The 22423-nt window shown below is 65.6% G+C and carries 20 protein-coding genes; 4 read left to right on the forward strand and 16 right to left on the reverse strand.

Going from position 1 to position 22423, the window contains the following annotated elements:
- Positions 1–23: 23 nt before the first annotated feature.
- Positions 24–977, forward strand: coding sequence for a 2,3,4,5-tetrahydropyridine-2,6-dicarboxylate N-succinyltransferase (gene dapD, locus A5697_RS02865; RefSeq protein WP_156673112.1), 954 nt, complete (start codon positions 24–26; stop codon positions 975–977).
- On the opposite strand, the gene A5697_RS02870 is transcribed toward dapD, so the two are convergent.
- The 16 genes from A5697_RS02870 to A5697_RS02950 all read right to left on the reverse strand — a co-directional run bounded on the left by A5697_RS02870 (position 978) and on the right by A5697_RS02950 (position 17970).
- Positions 978–2273 (reverse strand): MFS transporter, encoded by a 1296-nt coding sequence (locus A5697_RS02870; protein WP_068007853.1) that lies wholly within the window; start codon positions 2271–2273, stop codon positions 978–980.
- A gap of 85 nt (positions 2274–2358) precedes the next feature.
- Complete coding sequence (locus A5697_RS02875) at positions 2359–3768, reverse strand: acyl-CoA synthetase (protein ID WP_068007856.1); 1410 nt, start codon at positions 3766–3768, stop codon at positions 2359–2361.
- Between the two features lie 28 nt (positions 3769–3796).
- Positions 3797–4705, reverse strand: a complete 909-nt coding sequence (locus A5697_RS02880; RefSeq protein WP_068007858.1) for an alpha/beta fold hydrolase — start codon at positions 4703–4705, stop codon at positions 3797–3799.
- A gap of 196 nt (positions 4706–4901) precedes the next feature.
- A complete protein-coding gene (locus A5697_RS02885) occupies positions 4902–5660 on the reverse strand; it encodes an SDR family oxidoreductase (protein ID WP_068007861.1) in 759 nt (252 codons plus the stop codon).
- 226 nt (positions 5661–5886) lie between these two features.
- Positions 5887–7353, reverse strand: coding sequence for an MFS transporter (locus tag A5697_RS02890; protein WP_231971960.1), 1467 nt, complete (start codon positions 7351–7353; stop codon positions 5887–5889).
- A 268-nt stretch (positions 7354–7621) separates the two neighbouring features.
- Positions 7622–8011, reverse strand: a complete 390-nt coding sequence (locus A5697_RS02895) for a RidA family protein (protein ID WP_068007867.1) — start codon at positions 8009–8011, stop codon at positions 7622–7624.
- A 54-nt stretch (positions 8012–8065) separates the two neighbouring features.
- Positions 8066–8995, reverse strand: a complete 930-nt coding sequence (locus A5697_RS02900; protein WP_231971963.1) for an NADP-dependent oxidoreductase — start codon at positions 8993–8995, stop codon at positions 8066–8068.
- Positions 8996–9055: 60 nt separating this feature from the next.
- Positions 9056–10558: an NAD(P)/FAD-dependent oxidoreductase gene (locus A5697_RS02905; RefSeq protein ID WP_068007872.1), complete on the reverse strand. Its 1503-nt coding sequence runs from the start codon at positions 10556–10558 to the stop codon at positions 9056–9058.
- Positions 10555–11073 carry a hypothetical protein gene (locus tag A5697_RS28250; protein ID WP_231971961.1) on the reverse strand — a complete coding sequence of 173 codons (519 nt, stop codon included), beginning with the start codon at positions 11071–11073 and terminating at the stop codon, positions 10555–10557. The genes A5697_RS02905 and A5697_RS28250 overlap by 4 nt, the downstream gene beginning before the upstream one ends.
- Positions 11074–11155: 82 nt before the next feature.
- Positions 11156–11602, reverse strand: a complete 447-nt coding sequence (locus tag A5697_RS02910; protein WP_068007875.1) for a cupin domain-containing protein — start codon at positions 11600–11602, stop codon at positions 11156–11158.
- A gap of 110 nt (positions 11603–11712) precedes the next feature.
- Entirely contained in the window at positions 11713–12633 is a 921-nt protein-coding gene (locus A5697_RS02915; protein ID WP_068007877.1) for an NADP-dependent oxidoreductase, read from the reverse strand.
- On the reverse strand, positions 12633–12878 hold the full coding sequence (locus A5697_RS02920) for a hypothetical protein (protein WP_082953213.1): 246 nt from the start codon (positions 12876–12878) through the stop codon (positions 12633–12635). Before A5697_RS02920 ends, A5697_RS02915 begins: the two co-directional genes overlap by 1 nt.
- 127 nt (positions 12879–13005) lie before the next feature.
- Positions 13006–14058: an alpha/beta hydrolase fold domain-containing protein gene (locus A5697_RS02925; RefSeq protein WP_068007879.1), complete on the reverse strand. Its 1053-nt coding sequence runs from the start codon at positions 14056–14058 to the stop codon at positions 13006–13008.
- Positions 14059–15279: 1221 nt separating this feature from the next.
- Positions 15280–15591 (reverse strand): protein UsfY, encoded by a 312-nt coding sequence (gene usfY, locus A5697_RS02940; protein ID WP_197500895.1) that lies wholly within the window; start codon positions 15589–15591, stop codon positions 15280–15282.
- A gap of 42 nt (positions 15592–15633) precedes the next feature.
- Positions 15634–16014 (reverse strand): phage holin family protein, encoded by a 381-nt coding sequence (locus A5697_RS02945; protein ID WP_068007884.1) that lies wholly within the window; start codon positions 16012–16014, stop codon positions 15634–15636.
- A 351-nt stretch (positions 16015–16365) separates the two neighbouring features.
- The gene (locus A5697_RS02950; RefSeq protein ID WP_304442470.1) at positions 16366–17970 is read right to left on the reverse strand and encodes a sigma-54-dependent Fis family transcriptional regulator; all 1605 of its coding nucleotides are present in this window, start codon (positions 17968–17970) and stop codon (positions 16366–16368) included.
- 429 nt (positions 17971–18399) lie between these two features.
- Here A5697_RS02950 and A5697_RS26885 point away from each other — a divergent pair, with 429 nt between their 5' ends.
- The 3 genes from A5697_RS26885 to A5697_RS02960 form a co-directional block, all read left to right on the forward strand.
- Positions 18400–18615 carry a hypothetical protein gene (locus tag A5697_RS26885; protein ID WP_082953214.1) on the forward strand — a complete coding sequence of 72 codons (216 nt, stop codon included), beginning with the start codon at positions 18400–18402 and terminating at the stop codon, positions 18613–18615.
- Between the two features lie 212 nt (positions 18616–18827).
- On the forward strand, positions 18828–21623 hold the full coding sequence (locus A5697_RS02955) for a LuxR family transcriptional regulator (RefSeq protein WP_068007887.1): 2796 nt from the start codon (positions 18828–18830) through the stop codon (positions 21621–21623).
- 86 nt (positions 21624–21709) lie between these two features.
- The coding region (locus A5697_RS02960; RefSeq protein ID WP_156673111.1) for an AAA family ATPase at positions 21710–22423 on the forward strand (714 nt) is incomplete at its 3' end.

Consider the following 22423-nt stretch of genomic DNA (forward strand, 5'->3'; position numbering starts at 1 on the left):
TCCGCTGCCGAGCGGCAAGTAACCTGACCGCCGTGACTGGAGCTGTAGGCATCGGGCTGGCGACGCTGGCCGCCGACGGATCGATCCTCGACACGTGGTTTCCCGCACCGGAACTGACCGAGTCGGGCACCGGCGGCACGTCGCGGCTCGCCTTGTCGGACATCCCCCCGGAGCTGGTCGCGCTGGTCGGCCGCGACGACGACCGCGGCACCGAGAGCATCGCCGTGCGGACGGTCATCGGGTCGCTCGACGACGTGGCCGCCGACGCCTACGACGCCTACCTGCGACTGCATCTGCTGTCGCATCGGTTGGTGGCGCCGCACGGGCTGAACGCCGGCGGCCTGTTCGGGGTATTGACCAATGTCGTGTGGACTAACCGCGGACCGTGCGCGATCGACGGGTTCGAGGCGGTCCGGGCGCGGCTGCGCCGGCACGGACCGGTGACCGTCTACGGCATCGACAAGTTCCCGCGGATGGCCGATTACGTCGTGCCGACCGGGGTCCGCATCGCCGACGCCGACCGGGTGCGGCTGGGCGCCCACCTGGCGCCGGGCACGACGGTGATGCACGAGGGCTTCGTCAACTACAACGCCGGCACGCTGGGCGCGTCGATGGTCGAGGGCCGCATCTCGGCCGGTGTGGTGGTGGGTGACGGATCGGATGTCGGCGGCGGCGCCTCCATCATGGGCACCCTGTCCGGGGGCGGCACCGAAGTCATTTCGATCGGCAAACGGTGCCTGCTCGGCGCCAACGCGGGGCTGGGCATCTCGCTGGGCGACGACTGCGTCGTCGAAGCCGGCCTGTACGTGACCGCGGGCACCAAGGTCGCCACGCCCGACGGCCAGGTGCTCAAGGCCCTGGAGCTGTCCGGCGGCAATAACCTGCTCTTCCGCCGCAATTCGGTCAGCGGCGCCGTCGAAGTGGTGCCCCGCGGCGGTCAGGGCATCGCCCTGAACGAGGACCTGCACGCCAACTAGCTATACGTCGGCGGCGACTTTCTCGGCGGCCGGGGCGGCGCGCAGCGCCGTTCCCATGGTTTCCGGCAGCAGATACACGGACACGAAACTGGCCATGACCAGGGTGGCCATCATGAGCCCGATCGCCCAGCTGCCGTAGGTGGCCAGGAGCGTGCCGGCGACCAGCGGCGGCACGGCGGCTCCGAGAATCCCGGCGAGGTTCATCGCCACCGCCGCTCCGCTGTAGCGGTAGCGGGTGGCGAACAGTTCGGGAACAAACGCCGCCGTGGGCCCGTTGGCCACCGCCGCGGCCCCAAACATGCCGAGGACGGCAACGGCGTACAACACCGGCTTGCGGGTGTCCAGCAGCGGGATGACCGCGAACGCCCACGGCAGGCATGCCGCGAGCCCGCATAGCATCACCCGGCGGCGGCCGACCCGATCGGAGATCCACGCCGAGAACGCCACGCACGCCATGCTGGTCAGCCCGCCCAGTGCGCCGATGCCCCAGATGAAGCTCCGCGAATAGCCGAGATGGTTGTGGGCGTACATGACCAGGAAGGTGTTGCCCAGGTAGACGAAGCCCATCCCGCCCAGGAAGGCGCCCGCGACGAGCACGATCTCGCGCCGCTGGAACCGCAACAGCTCCGCCAGCGGAGCCTTGGGCAGCTCGTCGCGGGCCTTCTCCTCCACGAACAGCGGGGTCTCGTCGATGTTCAGCCTCACATAGAGGGCGATACCGATCAGCGCGCTGCTGATCAGGAAGGGCACCCGCCACCCCCATGCCATGAACGCGGTGCTCTTCTCACCCATGGTGAGGTTGACGGCGAGAAAGGTCAGGCTGGCCAGGATTCCGGCAGTGCCACCGCCCAGCAGGGTGAACATGCCGTACCAGCCGCGTTTGCCGGATGGCGCGTACTCGGCGCTGAGCAAAACCGACCCGGCCCATTCGCCGCCCACCGCGAAACCTTGCAGCAACCGCAGAACGATCAGAATCAACGGCGCCGCGATGCCGATCGACGTCGTGCTGGGAACCATGCCCACACCCACGGTCGACGCGCCCATGATCAGTAATGTGGCGACCAGCGTCTTCTTGCGGCCCAGCCGGTCCCCGAAGTATCCGAAGACGGCCGCGCCCAACGGGCGAGACAGGAACGCCGTCGCGAACGTCGCCATGGAGGCGATGGTGGCCAGCGTCGGGCCCAGGCGCGGGAAGAACACGGTGGGAAACACCAAGGCGGCCGCGGTCCCGTAGATCAGGAAGTCGTAGAACTCGATGGCCGAGCCCACGAGACAGGCCGCCGCTATCCGCCGCATGGGAGTGGCAGGCCGATTCACGGTTACGACGGTAGGTGAAGCTTGGCGGTCGCGCTCTTCGCCGAAGCTGGCAATTTCCTGCGTGTCAGCCGTCGGACAGCAGCTGTTTCTTGAGCACCTTGCCCATCGCGTTGCGGGGCAGCGTGTCGACGAGGCGCACCTCGCGAGGTCGTTTGTGCACCGAAAGTTCCTGGGCGACGTGGTTGATCAGGTCGTCGGCGTTCAGGTCGGCCGCGCCGACGATGAACGCGACGATGCGCTGGCCCAGGTCCTGGTCCGGCATCCCGACGACCGCCGCCTCCCGCACCCCGGGATGCCCGAGCAGCGCCGTCTCGATTTCGCCGGCGCCGATCCGGTAACCGCCGGACTTGATCAGGTCGACCGACTCGCGACCCACGATGCGGTGCATGCCCCCACCGTCGATGACCGCGACATCGCCGGTGCGATACCAGCCGTCGGCGTCGAACGCCTCGGCGGTGGCCTCGGGACGGTTCAGGTAACCGTCGAACATCATCGGACCTCGAACCTCAAGCTTGCCAACGGTTTCCCCGTCGTGCGGCACCTCGCCACCGGTGTCGTCGAGCAGCCTGGTTTGCACGCCGGTGAGCGGTAGGCCCACCCATCCGGCGCGTCGCTCGCCGTCCGCGCGGGTCGACAACGTGATCAGCGATTCAGACGCGCCGTACCGTTCGATGGGCTGGTGCCCGGTGAGCCGGGCCAGCCCCTGGAACACCGGCACCGGCAGCGGCGCGCTCCCGGAGACCAGCAGCCGCGCCGGGCGCAGCGCCCGGGCGGCGGCCTCGTCGGCGACCACCCGCGACCACACCGTGGGGACTCCGAAGTACAGCGTGCCCCCGGCCTGGGCGTAGCCCGCGGGTGTCGGTTTTCCGGTGTGCACGAAGCGATTTCCCACCCGCAGCGACCCGAGCAGTCCGAGCACCAGCCCGTGCACGTGGAACAGCGGGAGCCCGTGCACCAATACGTCGTCGGGTGTCCACTGCCAAGCCTCCGCAAGGGCGTCGAGGTCGGCCGCGATCGCGCGGCGGCTCAGCACCACACCTTTGGGCAGGCCGGTGGTGCCCGAGGTGTAGATGACCATCGCGGTGGCGTTGGGCGACGGCTCGGCGTAGCGGTGCCACGACCGGGCGTGTAACCGCACCGGGATGTGCGGCAGCCCCTCCAGTTCGTCCGGGACTGGGCCCAGCCAGGCCTGCACTCCCGAATCGGTGAGCATGTGCCGGCGTTCGGCCGCACCCACGTCGGCGGGCACCGGGACGAAGGGCACGCCGGCGATCAGGCACCCGGTCACCGCGAGCACCGTCGCCGCGGTGGGCGTGGCCAGGATCGCGACCCGGTTCGCGCCGGCGACCCGCTCGGCCACCGATGTGGCGGCGCCGACCAGGTCGCTGCGACTCAGCGTGGTGCCGTCGATGCGTACGGCGTCGGGGATGTCGGTGGCGGTGACCGCCGCGGGATTCAGGGACGCCAGCAGCACGTGAGCAGGCTACCCGGCGGCCACCGGGTCAGTCCCGCTCGTCCCAGATCTTCATCAGGGTGGACAGGATCTCCTCGCCGCGCCCGAGCCCACCGAGGTGACTCTCGCCGTGCAGCACGAACAGTTCGGCGTCGGGCAGCAACGACACGACGTGCTCGCCGTGGGCGAACGGGACGATGTGGTCGCTGTCGCCGTGCCACCAGCGCACCGGGACCTTGACCTCGTCGAGCCGGAACCCCCAGTCCTGGGTGAACAGGATGACGTCGTTGAACGGGGCCGCCAGTTGCTTGCGGCTGCCGTTGAGCAGGTCGTCGAGGAACATCGCCCCGAACTCGGGCCGGGTGAGCAGGCGCCGGTCGCCTTCGGGCGATATCGCGGCATACAGATACAGCGCAGGATTGGCGACCGGCCGGATCGCCCGGACCACCAGGCTCGCGCCGATCCGCAGCGGGTCACCGCCCAGCCGCAGCAGCGGCGCCACTCGCTTACCCAGGTTCATCAGGCCGCTGGTGATCCCCTCGTCGCCGAGGAAGGGCGCGACGCCGCCGAGCACGCCGGCCGCCACGACCCTTTCGTGCAGCACCGCGGCCGACGCGAGGGCGTACGGGCCGCCCCCGGACAGGCCGATGACGGCCATGTCGTTGATGCCGAGCGTGTCCGCGATCGTCCGCAAGTCGTCGGCGAATGCCCGGATGTTCTCGTAGCGATGAGGCGTCGACGAACCGATGCCGGGCCGGTCCAGGCCGATCAGGCGGATGTTGTGTTGCTCGGCGTAGACCCGGGCCTCCACCGGGATCTGCCGGCGGGCGCCGGGGGTGCCGTGCAACCAGAACATCGCGCGCCCCTGCGGGTCGCCGAACTCGGCGAAGCCGATCTGGCGGTCCTCGCCGACGGCGACATTTCCTTCGAGCTTGGGGCGGGCGATCTCGATGACCATGCCAGCAGCCTCGCATGTGACGAGCCGTTTACCAAAGGCTCACGGGTCAGGCGTTGAGCAGCCGCTCACCGATGACGCGTTCCGCCCGCAGGTAGCCGCGACGGCGGTTTCCTCACGCGGCACGACGCCGGTCATCGAATACGCGATCACCGTTTGGCGGTCAGCTCACGAAGCTACTGCGAGTGGAACCATTTGCCTAAGTGCTGTGACTGGAGCGTGCGTCGATCCACTCGGAGTATCGAGTAGTGAAGATGGTGGCGTTCTCGTCCGGAGCCAGGGTGTGATCGTCGATCACCGCACCAAAGTATGGCGCCCGGGCGTCAGTCACGACCCGACGTTGATCACCAGTGGCTGCGAGGGCCCTGCGGACAAAGTCGTCCATCCCCATTTCTTCGGGTCCGGCGATCTCCGTTACTCCGTTGACAGGGCGTCTGACAGCCGCGTGGGCTACGGCCGTGGCGACATCGTCGGCGGCGATAGGCCGAAACAACGCGTGTGGCAACCTGACAACGTCTCCGTCCGTCGCGGAATCGGCCAAGCCAAGGGCGAATTCGTAGAACGGCGTCGCTCGCACGATCGAATAGGGCCGTCCCGAAGCCTTGATCAGGTTTTCCTGAGCTGCTTTCGCGGTGTTGTAGCCGCTATCCGGCATGACCTGTGCGCCCACCACGGACAACGCGACATGGTGTTCGACTCCCGCTTCTCGTTCAGCAGACAGAAGATTCGTGGTCGTGGTCGTGAAGAAATGCATCACGGGTTCATCGTCGAACAGTGGTGAATCGGCGACGTCGACCACGACATCGGCACCGGTGACGGCGTTGGCTAGGCCTTCGCCGGTCAGTGAGTCAACACCCGATCGGCGCGAGGCTGGGATCACGTCGTGCCCCTGCGCGCTGAGCGTGGACGCCACTTTTGAGCCGATGAGGCCACGCCCGCCAATGACTACGATCTTCATAGTGAACCTTTCAGAGTCAACTTTGACGGATCACCGCCACGCCGATATCGCTTGGCCAGAAAGGGCTTCGGAGCCAACGAGTTATCGCTAAATGGGCCCGCCCGGTTCTGCTCGTACCGAGCATGAAGCGAGGCGGGGTGAGTTGTCATCACCCAACCACCGATTCACCCGGGTGAGTAGCGCGCCGACGTGAACCGAAGCGTGGATTGCGTCGATCGGTGAACGATTACTGCGGCGAGGATGATTCGGTCGCGGCCGAGGGGCTACTAGCCAGGGCGGGCTGCACGCCGGGCCGGTCACGGCACAACGCCGCGATGTCGCAGGGCACGGGTCGGCATCCGGCAGGGTTGGTTATCAACAGCGCGGAGCACAACGCGCCCAGGGCGAATAGTGTTGCGCTCACCTCTAACACGTGGCCGAATCCGGTGGCGCTCGCCGTCCCAGCGCTGATCAGGCCCATGGACCCGATCGACATCAGTGCGGCGAGCCGCGAGACGCCGTTGTTGATCGCCGATGCCAGGCCGCTGTGCTCGGTCGGCACCGAGGCCAGCATCACCGACGTCAACGGCGTGATCGTCGCGACCAGCCCGAGGGCCAGCACGGTCATCCCAGGGACCAGATCGGTAATCGCATGGAATCCATTGGGTTTCGGGCGGATCAGCAGCAGCCCGAGCCCCGCCAAGGCGGGGCCGGCAATCAGGAACGGCCGTGCTCCCACCCGCGCGGCAATGCGGCCGACATGACGGGCGAACACGAACGACAACACCGGGATCGGCAGGGTTGCCAGTCCGGCGGCGGTGGCTGAGTAGCGGCCGATTTCTTGGGCGTAGAGGACGATGGCGAGCGATCCCAGCGTCAACGCGCCGTAGACGAACGCGGTGACTAGGTTGGCGGCAGCGAAGTTGCGAAAGGTGAACAGCGGCAACGGAAGCATCGGGCACCTGGCGCGGTGCTGCCAGCCCACGAAGCCGGCCAGTGCGGTAATCCCGATCACCAAGGGTGTGATGACCATCGGGTCGGTCCAGCCGTCGCGTTGCGATTCGATCAACGCGTACACGGTGGCGCCCAACCCTACCGCCGATAGGCCCACCCCGGCGGTATCTACCCGGGCGCCTCTGACGCGTCCCGACATCGGGCACAGCCAGAAGGTCAGCGCATACCCGACCCCCATGGGGATCGCCGACAACACGAAAATCCAGCGCCAGCCAAAGAAATCGACGCACATTCCGCCCAGCAGGGGGCCCAACGCGAAGGCGGTTGCCGTCCACGCGGTCCAGACGCCGATCGCCGCGGACTGGTGTGCTTTGTCGAACACCGTGTTGATCAACGCCAGCGAGCCCGGCACGAGGAAAGCCGCACCCAGGCCCTGGATGAGGCGCGCGGCGACCAGCATCGCCGGTGATGTGCCAGCCGCTGCCAGGACAGAGCCCGCCCCGAACGCCAGCAGCCCGAACCTCATCACCGGAACGCGTCCGAACAGATCCGAAATCGATCCGCCGGGAAGAATCGCGGCCGCCATTGCCAACAGGTAGCCATCGATGATCCATTGCTGCAACGTCAACCCGCCGCCGAGGTCGTGCTCAATGGCCGGCAAAGCCAGGTTGATCACGGTGGAGTCGAGGAACGCGACCATTGACACCATCACCGCGACCACCATCGCGCGGCTGGTCGGTGCCGCGTCACGCAACGTCACCGCCGGGGCCGTTCGGCGAGTGGCAATAACGGGGCGCATGACCCTTTGCGTGCGCTAGTCATTGGTCCGCTCAGCACCGGTCGAAATGCACGGCGTTCTCGAGCGGAAGCCGTTTGGCGTGGAGGAAACGTCGGTGCCTGCACCGGGATCTCCAGGGATTTCAGGATCAAGCCGATGGGAACGGGTTTGGTCAAATCGAGACGTCTGCGCACCGAGCGGGTCGTGGTCAGCAACGCATCGGTGGACAGTCCGACTACGGGGTAGCCGCTCATGCCGGCAGGAAGGCGATAACTTCGACTTCCACGCGGATGTTGGGCCATACCAGCCCGTCGATGATGCTGAACATGGCGGCGGGTTCGTGCCGGATGATCTCTTTGCTCACCGCCAGGTAGGCGGACGCGTTGTCGCGGCTGGTGACCCATTGGCGCATGTAGACAATGTCGGTGAGCTTGGCGCCGGCCTTGGCGAGCGCCTTTTCGACATTGGCCCAGCACTGCCGGGCTTCGTCGATGAAGTCCTCGGGCAGGGTGCCGTCTTCGCGCACCCCGGGCGTTCCGGAGACGAAAACTTGTGTGCCGCCATCGGATACGACGAGGGCGTCCGCGTACTTGCCGATGTGATCGGCTACACCGGTGCGGATCCGGGTAATGGTGGTCATCTTCGAGACTCCTTGGTGATCTGAGGTGTTATTCGGCGTGTGAGGGCAAATTCGTTAGATGTTTGTCGTGATGACCACCCCGTTGGGCGCCCGGCCTGCGACGACTTGCGCGAGGGCCGAGGCGGCCTGACCCAGGCCGCAGGAACGCGGAGTTGGCATGCTCAACCGGCCGGAGTCGAGTAACGCGGTCAGGCGGTCGAGTTGAGCGCCATCGGAACGGACGTACACCGCGGTGACGCTGATGCCGCGGGTGGGTGCGGGCGGGTCGGGGGTGATGGTGGCCAGCCGGCCACCGTCGGCAAGCGCGGACATCGCCGCAGCAGCACCCCCGGGTGCCGCGTTGGCGACGGCGTCGATGGAGCCTTTCGCCAATGGCCTTGCGTGTTGTGGCCACATCGGATCGCGGTAGTCGATCACTTCGCGGGCGCCATACCCGCGGACTCGCTCTGCGCTGCGGGGGCCGGCGGTGGCCAGCACATCGGCGCCGCGCAGAGCGGCCAGCTGAACAATGAGCCCGCCGGTGAGTCCACCCGCGCCATTGACGAGCAACGATTCTCCACTCTGCAGGGCCAACGCCTCGCCCACCACCTGCTCGGCGGTCAACGCCGGGACCGGAAAGATCGCCGCGGTCTCCCACGAAACCCCGGGCGGTTTGTGGGCGAGCGCTCCGACGGGTGCGATCACCAACGGCGCCCACGTGCCTTGACCGCGCAGCGGCACCGGATGGCACAGCACCGCATCGCCCGCACGGAATCCGCCCGGGTCAGCACCAACGGCCTTGACAACCCCGGCAGCCTCGACGCCGAGCGCCAGTGGCGGCCTCATGCCAACGTCCCAACCGCCGTCTTGAATGATGCTGTCCCAGTTGCCAACCCCGGCGCCGCGGACAGCGATGAGGACCTCGTCGGCCGCCAGCGGTCGCGGGTCGTCAACTTCGAACGTCTCCACTTTGCGGCCGAACGTGCGAACGCCCGCGACAAGCATCGTCACAGCGAGACGACCGGAGAGTCGTAGGTCATTGTGGTTCCCCTCCAGGGTCTAGGACTAACGGGCCTGACAACTAAGAAGATTCACTTGGGTGCTCGTCTCTACTTTCTGCCCCACGTTTTCCGTTAGCGGGGAAAGTTCGGACTCTTGGGCAAGTAGCAGATCCCAAACCTGATTAACCGTCGGATGTGGCGCGACAGCATGGCGCAGGAGACAGACCGGGACCTTCGCGACGATAGCCAGGGTGGCTGCTTGCACCAGTTCGGAGAACTCCGGACCGACAAATGTCGCCCCGAGCAGTGTGTTGGTCTCGGCGTTGATCACCAACTTCGCCCATCCTTGGAAGCCATCCCGGAAAAGGGCCAGGAATGACAATGTGCCGGGGTAGTGGGCGGTTCGCGTCCGTACCACGAACCCTTCTGCCTGGGCTTGACTTTCGGTGAGTCCCGCTCTGACGACCTGAGGCTCAGTGAAGATAACCTGCGCAAGACTGCCGGCATCACGGGCAGCCAACTCATTGCCCCCGAGTTCTCGGCCCGCGGCCCGGGCCGCGATGATGTCGGCCACGAGATGGCCGTGATAGGTGGAGATATGCGACAGCCGAGCGCGCCCAGTGGTGTCTCCCAGGGCGTAGAGCCAGTCGCCTGCGACGCCGACCGCCTGAAGATGGTCGTTCACAGCAACGCACCCGCCGCCCGGCAGGCCAAGGGTTTCCAGTCCGATGTTGTCGGTGTTGGTGCGCCGCCCGGCGGCTAGGACGATCTCATCCACCTCGATGGTCTGGCGGTGGAAAGTCGCGGTGACGGGGCCGCCCGCCGCGGGGCGGGCTACTGCCGACAACTCTGCCTCAAAGTGAATCGTGACGCCTTTGCTTCGCAGGGACCGCGCGACCAGCTCGCGGGCTTCGGGCTCGCAGTCGGGAAGTAGGGTCTTCCCACGTACCAGAAGCGTTACCGCGGAGCCCAAACCGGCCAGGATGGTGGCGAACTCGACACCGACCACGCCGCCACCCACCAGGAGCACGCGAGGCGGCACCTGTGTCATGGTGGTTAAGTCCCGATTAGTCCACGGGCGTGCTTGCGCCAACCCTGGTATCTCCGGCACGTTAGGACGAGTGCCGGTGGCCACAACGACCGCGTGGCGTGCCTCCAAAACGGCTTGGGTGTTATCGGCGCATGCCACCCGCACCGTTCGCTCGCCGCTCAACCGGCCGGACCCATGAAACACTGCTACACCCGCTTGCCGCAGAGATGCCGTTCGGTCTTGGTCCGAGAGGTGCTCGATGATCGCGTCGCGTTTTGCGAAGATGGCCGCAACGTTCAGTCCGTCGTCCGAAACAGCCTCTCGCACACCAGGGACCGACTTCGCGAGATTGAACACCTCGATGGGGCGAAGCAGTGTTTTGCTCGGGTTGCAGCCCCAGTAGTGACACTCCCCAGCGATCAAACGATCCTCGACGAGCGCTACCGCGAAGCCTGCGGACGCAAGCTTTCGAACGGCGGCCAGACCGCCTACCCCGCCGCCCACGACGATCACGTCAAAGTCTTTACCAGCTTTCATCTACCGTCACTTCCAATGATCGGCGACGTTGGGCGCGGCTGCGCCACCAGTCGGCACGATTCGAGCGTGCGAATTCGATACGGCGCCAGGGGTTGTGGTGTCGACGACACTGTTGCGCCAAGTGTCGCGTAGGCTGCGGCTGCGCTTGCTGCGGAGAACACGCTGTAGCTAAGCGGCGACTCGATACCAAGGGATACGGCCATCGCGGCTCCAAATACTATGAGTAACAAGCAAGTCGCCACGCCGACGAGCTTTGGCCGCCAGCCAGCGAGGAGCAGGATTCCCAGTGTCGCTTCGGCAGCGGTGGCCGCCCATACAATGACGGTCAATGACCATCCCGAAGCAAACGGAACAAGCTGGTGGGCATAGTCAGCGAACGCGCTCATGCTCCCCCAACTACCCTGCCCCAACAGCTTCCACCAGCCGAATCGGTCGGCGACAGCGGACAGAAAGGCCGCGGCAAGCGAGAGGCGTAGTGCTGTCCGGACAGCCTGGATTGCGCCTGGTGTGTTCATGGGGTTCTCCCGCTGAGTCGTATTACAAACGTAGACAGGGTCTTCAAATTGTTTGGGCCGAATGGTCGAACATGTCGCGTCGCTAACGCGGCGGCTGGTCGCCGGCGGTGTCGTCCGTGGTGAGCGGGCCGTCTCCGGTATCGAGCAGGAAGACTGCGAGTAGTTCAGCGGGTTCGGTGGCGCTGGCATTCTCACTGATCGTGTGGTGTGCGCCGGGGGTTTCACTCCAGGTCTCTCCAGCGTGATAGACGCGTGCGGGCTCACCTTCGACTTGGCTGCGGATCGCCCCGGAGATCACGTAGGCCATGATGAACGCCGATTTTGCGTGGTGGTGAGGTGCGCTTTTGGCTCCCGGGGCATAGCTGACGGAAACTGCTTCGACTGATTTGCCCGGGATATTGCTGGGCTGATTGAAAACAGTTCGGACAAGAGGCTTTTGACTGGAAGTCTGCGGAGGTGGATCGCCATGGGCCGCAGGCGCGAGCATCACCGCGATGGCCAGTGCGGCGAGTGGCATTTTTAAGGCCATTTTTTGGCTGCCTTCCCATTCGGATGTCTTGACGACTAGCTGACGTGATCGCACGATTTGGGATGCCCCGCGCACGCGTACATGCGGTCGGATCACCCGAGCATTCCTTTTTAGTCTTCGGTTACGCGCAGGATCGTCTTGCCAGGGATGCGCTTGCCGGGAGCGAATGCGGCGGCAGCATCGGCGAGTGGCAATACGGCACCAACGACCGGCTTGATGCGCCCATCCCGAACTCGCGTGACGAGCTCGGCGAGCTGAGCGCGATCGGCTTCGACAAGGAAGAAGACTGCCCGCCCGTCGCGCGGCTGGTTCTTTGGCGGCTCCGCGACGGTGACGAGCGTTCCGCCAGCCCGCACCAGAGCAGCCGATCGGTCGAGGATTTCTCCGCCGATTACGTCAAACACCACATCGACTTCGCCTGCGTCCTCTAGCTTTCCGGCCTCCAGGTCGACGAACGTGTGGACGCCGATCTCCTCCGCCCGGTCTCGGTCCGCGGTCCGGCCGGTACCGATGACGCGCGCACCGACCTCGCGAGCCAGCTGCACCGCGATCGACCCAACCCCGCCCGCGGCGCCGTGGATCAGAACCGTTTGGCCGGGGGCGAGGCGGCCGTGATCGAACAGTCCCTGCCAGGCAGCCAGTCCAGAGATCGGCAGCGCTGCCGCCACAGTGTGGTCGACGTCCATCGGCAGCGGTGCAAGATTACGGGCTTCCACAGCGGTGTACTCCGCGAGCGAGCCGTTGCGGGCCCAGTCGGCGAGCCCGAACACCCGCTGGCCCACGCTTAAAAGGGTGGTTCCGTAGCCCAACTCAACCACGACGCCCGAAAGCTCGTGGCCGGGCACGCTCGGTGTCCGGTCACGGCCTGCGCGGTCGATCCAGGTGTGCGGCCAGTCAAGCTCCCCGCGTGTGAAACCCGCGGCGTGTACGCGCACGACGACGTCGTTGTCGGCGGCCTGGGGGTAGGGCAGATCTGTCAGCGACAGGCCAGCGACACCGGCGTCGCGATCGGAAACAGTGATGGCTTGCATTACACGTCCTTCCTGATGTTGGTCGTTGTCGCCTGGTCAGCCGCGGGCTGCGGTTGTACGCTGACGAGCTCAAGGCCTAGATCACGGACCCGGTCGAGGAGTCCGTAAAGCTGCGACTGGTCGCGGATTTCACCAGTGAAACCGGTTTCGGTCGGGCCGACCTCGAGGCTCATCCCTTCTAAAGCGGACCCGAGCCGCTCGGTCAGGCGGCCTCGAATGCAGATCCTGTACATCGTCGGCTGCACTTGATCCTCCGCTCGCCAGCTGCTGCCTCAGCGTTTACCGACGCGGGGTGAGTCGTCATCACCCGGCGAGCTAATTCACCCGGGTGAGCACAAACGAAATCCATCTTCGGAACCCCAAGGTCCTTGGTCATCCGGTCGCTTCGCGGATGTAGCGGCCAATTTGACGCAATGAGCGGGTGGCTTCGGGAATCATCGGCGCGGTGAATTGGAACACGTGGATCTGGCCCGGCCATACCTGGACTTCGACGGGCACCCCGGCGGTGGCCAGTCGTTGGGCGGCCAGCTGCGCGTCGTGAAGCAGCACCTCACTACCGGACACATGGATCAACATGGGCGGCAGGCCGGCTTGGATGTGATCGAGCGGCTCGTAGAGCGGGTCGGAACGCCCATTGGCGTCATGGGACGCTGCGGCGCGGGTGATCAAGTCATGGAAGGCGCTGAACGCTCTGGGCGGAAACATTGCGTCAGAGCCAATGTTGGAGTGGGTCGTTCTGGGTTGTGTGGTCAGTTGCAGCAGCGGCGACATGGCCACCAGCGCAGCGGGCTGCTCATCGCATGCGAGCAGGCGTTGCGCCAGCGCCAGCGCCAGATAGCCTCCGGCGGAATCGCCGGCCAGCACGATCTGGTTGGGCTCGTAGCCTTTTCGGCGCAACCACCGGTAGGCGTCATAGGAGTCGTCGATCGCGTCGTTGATCGAATGTTTCGGTAGCTTACGGTAGTTGGGCACCAGCACGGGGCTGTCGGCGAAACTGGACAGCGTGCTCACCAGTCTGCCGTGCGAATGGGCGCCGCAGGTGAGGAATGCCCCACCGTGCAGGTACAGCACGACGCGGCGCGTGCCGTCGGCCGGTAGTACTCCCGCGGCACGGACTAGCTGAGCGGAGCAGTGCGCCAGCCGGATGCCGGCGCGCACCGTGCCTGGTACCGGCGTGATGGCGCGGGCGGCGAACTCGACGACGCCCCATGGCCACGGCGCCGAAGGCAGGTAGCTGCCCACATTCAGCGCGGGCCGGACGATGAGCCGGGCGCTCAGCGAGGCGATGCGCGCGTTCATGCTCGGACCGTCCTGGATGACGTCGATGGTGGCGCCCGCACGGATCGGGTGCCGGTGACCTTTTCGTGCCCTTTGTGCTCTGAGACCGAGGCGTGCTGCAGTCGACGCGGTGGCGGGTGCGCTCATGTAATTACTTCCAAGCGCTCATCGTGCCGGCTCTGGGTTGATGGCCGACGCGCATGCCGCGCATAAGCGCGCACCCTGACGGTCGGCGAAGCTGGGTGATTCACTTGCCTTTTGGCTTGCGCCTCCGCATAACGGGCACTCTTGGCCGGCGGCCGCCGCCTGATAGTCACGGTGCTCCCAGACGGCCGCGCGTCCCCGCGCCAACGCCTTGCGGCGTCGCCTACCCAAGTAGGCGATCATCCCGGCCGCAACCGAGGATCCCGCACAAACGGCGACGCCGACGCCGAAATCGACTAGCTGGCCATTGATCAACATGAGAACCGCATAATCGCCGGCCGCCACAGCCACCATCAGCGAGGCCATGCGCAATCGGGTCATGGCGCCAACCCATCGAGCCCGATCGAGCGGACGGCAAAGACACTGCGCAGGTATCCCGTGGGACGCCCGCATGTGGCGCACGTCGGATGTGTGCCGCATCGGGAAGCGACCTCGCGTTTGTCGCCGACGTATGTCGCCATCGCCCATTGCACAGTAGCCAGGCAGGCTTCACAGAGCGTCTCGATGAGGTCACCGTCTGGGGTTAGGCCCATCTGGTCACATCCATCGACTGCGTGTATCTCGGCGATCGCCACGGCCGGCGCACCGCACGCAATGGCGGTCGATACCCCCTGGGCACTACAGATTGGCTGCAGCGCGTGAAGTTGATCTTCGATCGCCGGGACGGTCTCCATCGCGGCATCGCCTTTCCGATGCGCCCAACGCCGGGCAGACGCGGCGGCGTCCCGGATTCGATGCCGCAGCCATGGTGTTGGCGCGGCGCCGGATGCGTATCCAGCAGGCGGTCGATGAAATTGTCGACGCTTCATCTGATTTCTCCAATTTGTGGCGACTGGTTTCGCGATGGCTAACGCAGCATGGTTGTCCGCCGCCACCGCGACCCGTTGCTCGCTTAAGCCAGCATTCATTGAGGTGGGATGAGTGGTCATCACCCGACAAATTGATTCACCCGGGCGATTTGGCGAGTATCGCGAGCAGCGAGGCAGTATTCGGTTTGCGATTGCGGTAGCGGCAATTACGGAAGAAGCGCCTGGAACGGGGTGCGGGCGATTCACTACAAACAGAAATACGAAATATGTTGGAGTGCAACATGAATAACTGCGCAGACGTTGTGGTTTGCACGTCTGTGCACGTCACTGCCGACGGGGTGCTCGGTTGTTGCGCTCAGCGGGTGCGCGGGCGCGCCCGGCTATTTGAATGCTCGGCGTCCCACTGCGCATCGATGCGGGTCACGCGGCGATCCTCCATGACGAGCCACAGCGCTCCGGCGACCGCGCCGAGGACGGCGATTAGCACGGTGGTGGAAAGCCATTCGTAATGTCGATATGCGGCGGCTGCCGCCGTGCTGATCAGGCCGAACGTCGATACGAGCAGCAGGATCAACCCCGGCCAGAAGAAGTTGTCCTTCATCGCAATACCCGCGTGCGGTTGCGTGGTCCTGGAGTGATCCGTCGGATCGTCATGCGTGTCTCCCATCACGGCTCCCTCCGTCGTCGGGCGAGACATCGATATATTTCTTCAGATTGAGCCGGCCCCGTCGCGGATGAGCAGCTCGGGCAGCGTAATCGCCCCGATCGTTGTCACGAGCCACACCACAACCGTGGTGGCTAGCCAGGATGCCATGCCGTCAACAGTGAGCCCGTGCGTCAATACCGACGCGAGGAGCAACGCGACGACCGTCAATGCCAAGCCGGCGCCCCCAAGGAGTAGCGACGCATATGGATGGGGCAACTTCAAGATCCATGAGGACATGCTCGCCTGCATTACCGAGAACACGACCACGGCGACGATGAACCCCGGTACCGACAACAAATCTCCGGGAACGATCCACCCCGCAACGAGGAGTCCGATCGCCCACGCTGCAGGAAGCGCAACGGCCCGGAGCAGGACTTGCCTCATGGCGATACGCGTAGGTCGGTGGACCCTGGCTGTGCGAAAAACAACGATGACTCCGGCCGAACACACCGCACGGAACCGGGATCGACACCGGGACCGTCGTCAACTGTTGTTGCCATGGGGCACATCCTGGCGATGGCCGGGGTGAGTTGTCATCGTCCGTGCCGCGATTCACCCGGGTGATCCTCCGCACGGCTTAAGCCCCGACTTCAACGAAATCCACCGTCCCGCTTAACGGCCCAACGCCGACGGCGACGGCGACCTGTATGCAAATTGTGGGAACAAATCACCAACGACGTGGCGCTTCGGGATGATGCTTGTGGACCAACGCTTTGAGCCGACCAGCGTAGGACCCTACGCGATGCCGTAGTCGTTTATCTTGCGGTAGATCGTCGCTCGCGACATTCCCAGCGCACGGGCAGCCTCCTGCTTGTTGCCGCCGTTGTTTTGCAGGCTACGGACAATCGCGTCGCGCTCGAGGGCTTCCATTTGCGTTAGCTTCCGCCGCGTGACGGAGCGGCACTCCGGTGGCAATTTGTCGGCGCTGATAATGCCCGATCGTTGGCGGGCAACGGTTTCAGTCAGCACCCGCCGCAGCTGCGAGATGTTGCCCGGCCACGGCAGCCTGCTGAGTTGGCGCATGGCATCGGGTGCCAGCTCCACATCGATTCCTCGCGTGATCTCACGCAGCAGCGCGGGCACCAGTTCCTCGAGATCGTCGATCCGGTGTCGCAGCGCCGGCACTGCGACGGTATGAGTGAAGAGCGGCAGCAGCTGTTTGATCGGTGCTGAAGAACTCGCCCCACCGCGGGTCGCCGCAATCCATCCTCGGCCTGCGCGCGTGGCCAGGATCGAGATGATCGATTCGAGTGTGTCAGTGTCGATCTCGTCTACGTCGGCGATGACCACTGCGAAGTCCTCACCGCCGGACTCAGCCGCCAGCTCGGCGACGAAACGCGCTGCGCTGGGAAATTCCTCCGCACGCATCACCCGAACGATTCGGCCCGGTTTCGCATGCTCTCCCACCGCCTGGGCCAGCCGTGCCCGACCGGATCCTTTCTCGCCTTCGACCATTACCCAGTCTCGGTCGTGGCAGCACTGCTGCACCTGCTGGCAGCAGCGCAGCCAGGCGCCATCGTGACCGGCCAGGCCGGGGATGTGCGTGCGCGTCGAACGGGCGATCTGAGGGCGCTGCGAGCTTGTCTGGGACGAAAGATCAACGTGGAAGACGACATTGGTCCGGCCACCGCGTATCGTCGAGCGGTCGGCGGCAGTGATTTTTGCGATCCGCCCGCTTGGCAGAACAGCCAGCGCCGTGCCCGACAGCGTGGAGCTGAGCACGTCCGACGCGTGTTCGAGTAGGGCGGTCTGCTCGTTGCCGTCCAGCGCCCGGCGCAGATAAGGGTTCATCAACACCACATCGCCACCAATCGCGAGCACACCGCTCGAAGATCGCCGTGCCTGCCGCAGGTACGCCTCCAACAGTGCGGTCTCACCCTCATGCGCCACCACCCGCATGCGATCCTCAATTTGACGACCGGCGCTGGTAGCCAGCGCGAGCAACAGTGGACGGGATTCGTCGGCCAGACAACTCAGGTTGACGGCTCCGATTACCCTGCGCGTGATCGGATCCCGAATCGGCGACCCAGCGCACGCGAAACCGCTGAACATAGCGACGTAGTGCTCGCCACCACGGATGAAGACGGGCCGCCCAGTCTCCAGCGCAGTGCCAATCCCGTTGGTGCCCGCCACCTCTTCAGCCAAGCTATAACCCGGGGCAAGGCTCACCCTGTCCAACGCGTTAAGAATGGACACTTCTGCGGCGGCCCGTTCAACCACCACCCCGTCGGTTGAAGTCAGGACGACGCTCACGGCTTGCGCAGCCAGATCATCGGTAACGCGCTGCAGAACCGGCGCGGCCGCACGCGCCAACCGCGAGCCCATATTGGGTTCACGCACATACGGGAGTTCGACCCGGTCGGGGTGTACTCGCAGGGTCTGCGACCGACGCCAGGAATCCAGGACGCTTGGGGGCAAGGGCTCCCCCTCCAGGGACCCCTCGCACAAAAATCGTTCCCTCACCCGGCGAACGTCGGTTTGCACGTCGCCCTGCAAGCTCATCGACGCATGGACCTCGCTCCCCCGACCGAGAGGGACAGCCGCCCCCAATATCGGTGTCTCAGTTTGAGACGCGCAGCCCTGCTCGGATTGAGACGGTCAGTATACGCCCGCGCCGGTGTCATGGATCACATCAGCTAATACATCGGACGGATCGGAAGAGTGACGGTGAAGCAGCAACGGCACACAGCGTCGAACGCGACGGCGGCTCGGTCGTCAGGTGATCCGCGCCGGCCATTCCGGCACGATCCAGCGAAAAGGCGTGGAGAAATGACTATCTATCAGCTAACCGATCGCCTGCACGACGGCCGGACCGTACGCGTCCAAGCAGATCAAATCTCCGAAACGGTGGCCTCATGGTTGGCCGAGTTGGACGTCTGCAGTCCGTTAGTGGAGTCGCTGAGCCGAGCGGTGCGCGATGGTGACTGGCCTGCAACACACGAAATAGCCGGCTACCTGTCGGTGGAAGTCCAGGTGGCAGCATGACATCGGGCCGGGAGGCAAAGCGGCTTTTCGAGGCACACTCGATGGACACCCACAATCCCGATCGCGGTCCGCTGCATCTCGCCTATGCACAGGAGATCGGACGGAGAAACACGCCTACACTGGCTACCAGCGCTAATGGTGGCCAGAACAGTGGACAACACAACGGGGAGGTCTTCCGCCCACCTACTTCACGTCGGGGGGCGGCGGTTCGCGTGAGTACCGCGGGGGCCTCGGGGAAGGTGCGCATACCGCCGATTCGTGGGCGGGCGGGCGAGCTGAAGGTGATCGGAGCGCTGATCGCGGCCGTCTCTCAGGGGCGCGGGGGCGTACTGGTCATCGAGGGGCCGCCGGGCATCGGCAAGAGCCGCTTGTTGACCGAGGTCTTGGCGCTCACCGAGAAGGCCGGTGTTCGGGCACTATTCGGCGAGGCGTTCGAGTACCAGCAGACGGTGCCGTTTTTCTCACTGTTCATGGCGACCCTGCGCGCGGATCCCCCCGTCGGTGATGCGGAGGCGTTGCGTCGCTTGGGTACATCGGCCGATCTTCGCTACTGGGTGGTGCGCGATCTGCAAGCCGCCATACATGCGACCGCGTCCCGAACACCCTTGGCGATCCTCCTCGAGGACATCCACTGGGCCGACAACGCCACCCTGCTGGCGCTGCGGTCGCTGGCCGCGACGCGGCCCGATGCCCCCGTGCTGTGGGTGCTTACCGCGCGAACCGGCGCGGGCGGACCGGCCGTTCGCGAGGCGCTGACCGCGCTGGAACGCGAGGGTGCCACACATCTGCGGTTGACCGCCATGACGCCGGACGCGGTCGCCGACATTGTGCAAGACGCCGTGCGCGCCAACGCGGATGCGTCGCTGCTGAGTCTGGCCGATAAGGCGCACGGCAACCCGTTCCTGCTGACGGAGCTGCTGCGGGGACTGGACGAGGATGGCCGGCTCAATGTCAGCGGGGGCCGCGCGGTTGCAACCGGAGACACGTTGCCGCGACGGCTCAGCGACACCATGCAGCAACGACTAGACCAGCTCTCCAACGCCGCGAGCCAAGTCGTGCAGGTAGCCGCAGTGCTGCCTGACCACTTCTCGGCCCGGCTGCTCGCCGCGATGCTGGAACGCCGACCGGCCGCCCTGGTATCGGCAGTAGAAGAGGCCGTCCGTGCCGACCTGCTCATCGAAGACGGTGATCAGATGAGGTTTCGCCACGATCTGCTGCGCGAAGCGACGCGGCAATCTTTGCCCCAGTCGCTGCGCCGAGCGATGGAGCGGCAATCCGCAACCATCATGCTGGATATGGGGGCGGCGCCCGAGGAGGTCGCAACCCAGCTTGCTCGCAGCGCTGAGGTGGGCGATCAGGCCGCGATCGCCGCCCTGCGCAAAGCCGCACAGTCGGTGGCCAACAGCGATCCGAGCGCTGCGTCGGATTTGAGCGTGCGCGCGTTGGAGCTTCAGCCTCCCCAAGACCCAGAACGCGGGCCACTCGTAACAGAAACGATCGTGCTGCTCAATCGGGCCACCCGCTACGAGGAGGCGCAACGGTTGGCCAGCACCACCCTGTCCGCCGCGCTGACGCCCGAAGAAGAGGCCAAGATTCGCCTCCGCCTCCCGACGGTAACCAAAGATGCGACAACGCGACACATCGAAGAGAACCGCCGCGCACTTCAGCTGCCCGACCTCAGCGAAGTCACCCAGGCACGACATCGGGGATGGCTGGCGTACAACCTGGCGATGTACGGCCAACATGGACAGGACAGCGCGGCAGCCAACGAGGCGGCGGCGGCCGCCACGTCCACCGGCGATCCCGAGTCGAGCATCCTGTCCGGAGTCGCACTTGCCTGCCTCGACTGCGCGAACGGGTACGCGGGCCGCGCTCTAAAGCGCGTTGAGGAACTTCAAGCCCTGACCCCCGCGGGCGATACGACCGCTCATCACCTCGCCGCAATCCACCTGGCAAATCTGCTTGCCGTGGTCGGACGATTGGAAGATGCCTCGGCGCTTGTCGCGGGCCGCACAGAAAAATCCCGGAAGGAACGCGACGGCATGGGGCTTCACATCTGGGCCCTGACCGCGGGGCAGGTGCACGTAGCTGCAGGCCGCTTGTCAGATGCCCGCGCCGCCCTCGAGCGGCTGCCGGCGCCGGAGCGAACCGGGTCGACCTTCGTCGACGCGAGGCGCATGTTGATCCTGGCTGAGGTGGCGGCGCGCACCGACGACCGAACGTTGTTGCTAGAGACGGTGAGCTATGCGCGCGACGCGTACTCCAACGGTTCGGTTGCCGTACGTCGCGGGGCGGCGGGCGTGCTAGGGCTAGTGGCATGGCAGCGCGACGACGTTCATGAAGCGGTGCGCTGGCTCGGCGGCGATACCTCGATAGTTGTGACACCGTTCTTGCCTACCGTCTTGGATCAGCTGGCCTTGACCGCGCGAGCAGCGTCAGCCGCCGGTGATGCCGGCCTGCGAGCGCGTCTTTTGGACGCTGTTGAGGTGCTCGAACGCGAGCGGCCCGGGGTTCGGTTGTTCTCCACAGTCGCTCAACACATCCGCGGGATCCTCGAGCGTGATGTCGATGCTTTGGTGGCTGTCGCGGATTTGCTTCGTTCGTCGTCGCGGCCGTTGCTTTACGCAAGCGCTGCCGAGGACGCCGGCGGTGAGCTGGCTCGCGCACAGCGCAACGCTGAGGCGCTCGACCAGCTGAACGCGGCATTCGACACCTACATCGAGTGCGAAGCGATTGCCGATGCCCGCCGGGTCGGCCGCGCGCTGCGCCGATTAGGCGTGGAACGCCGCATCGTCAGCCAGACTCGGGCAAAAACGGGCTGGCACAGCCTGACCGACTCCGAACTCAAGGTCGTCAATCTGATTGCAGAGGGCGCGACCAACCGCGACGTCGCCACCGAGCTGCACCTCTCCCCCCACACGGTGAAAACCCACGTGCACAACGCATTTACCAAACTGGGCATCACCTCCCGCGCCCAGTTGGCGCAGCTCAGGCGCGGTGCAAATTGATCGACAGCAAATCGGGCGGACGGTACGCAGGCCTACAATGACGTGCACTGCAATGGCAGTCCGGTAAACGGTAGGCAGGACACCCGATGGGGCCTTCAACCGGCCTTTTTGATGTCGGCGGTCAGCGGCTGGTCACTCCGCCGATTCGGGGGCGGGCAGACGAGCTGAAACTGATCGGCGCGATGGTTACCGCGGTGGCCCAGGGGCGCGGGGGCGCCCTGGTCATCGAGGGTCCGCCCGGTATCGGCAAGAGTCGGTTATTGACCGAGGTGTTGGCGCTGGCCGACAAGTCCGGGGTACGCACCTTGTTCGGGGAGGCGTTCGAGTATCAGCAGACGGTGCCGTTTTTCTCGCTGTTCATGGCCACACTGAACGCCGATCCCCCGGTGGGGGACGCCGAGGCGTTGCGACAACTCGGCGGCTCGGCCGATCTGCGCTACTGGGTGGTGCACGATCTGGCCGACGCGATCCAGGCGGCGGCCGCGCAGACCCCGTTAGTGATTGTGTTGGAAGACATTCACTGGGCCGATAACGGCACACTGTTGGCGCTGCGGTCGCTCACCGCGCGACCGGATGCGCCAGTGCTATGGGTCTTGACCGCCCGCACCGGGGCCGGCGGGCCGGCGATGCAGGAGACCTTGTCACTGCTGCACCGCGCGAATGCCACATTCGTGCGGTTGGCGTCCATGACGCCGGACGCCATCGCCGACATGGTCTCCGACGCGGTGCGGGCGAGGGTGGATGCGCCGCTGCTGAGTCTGGCCGCCAAGGCGCACGGAAATCCGTTTTTGGTCACCGAG

The organism is Mycobacterium sp. E3251, from assembly GCF_001666835.1.
Classification (GTDB): Bacteria; Actinomycetota; Actinomycetes; order Mycobacteriales; family Mycobacteriaceae; genus Mycobacterium.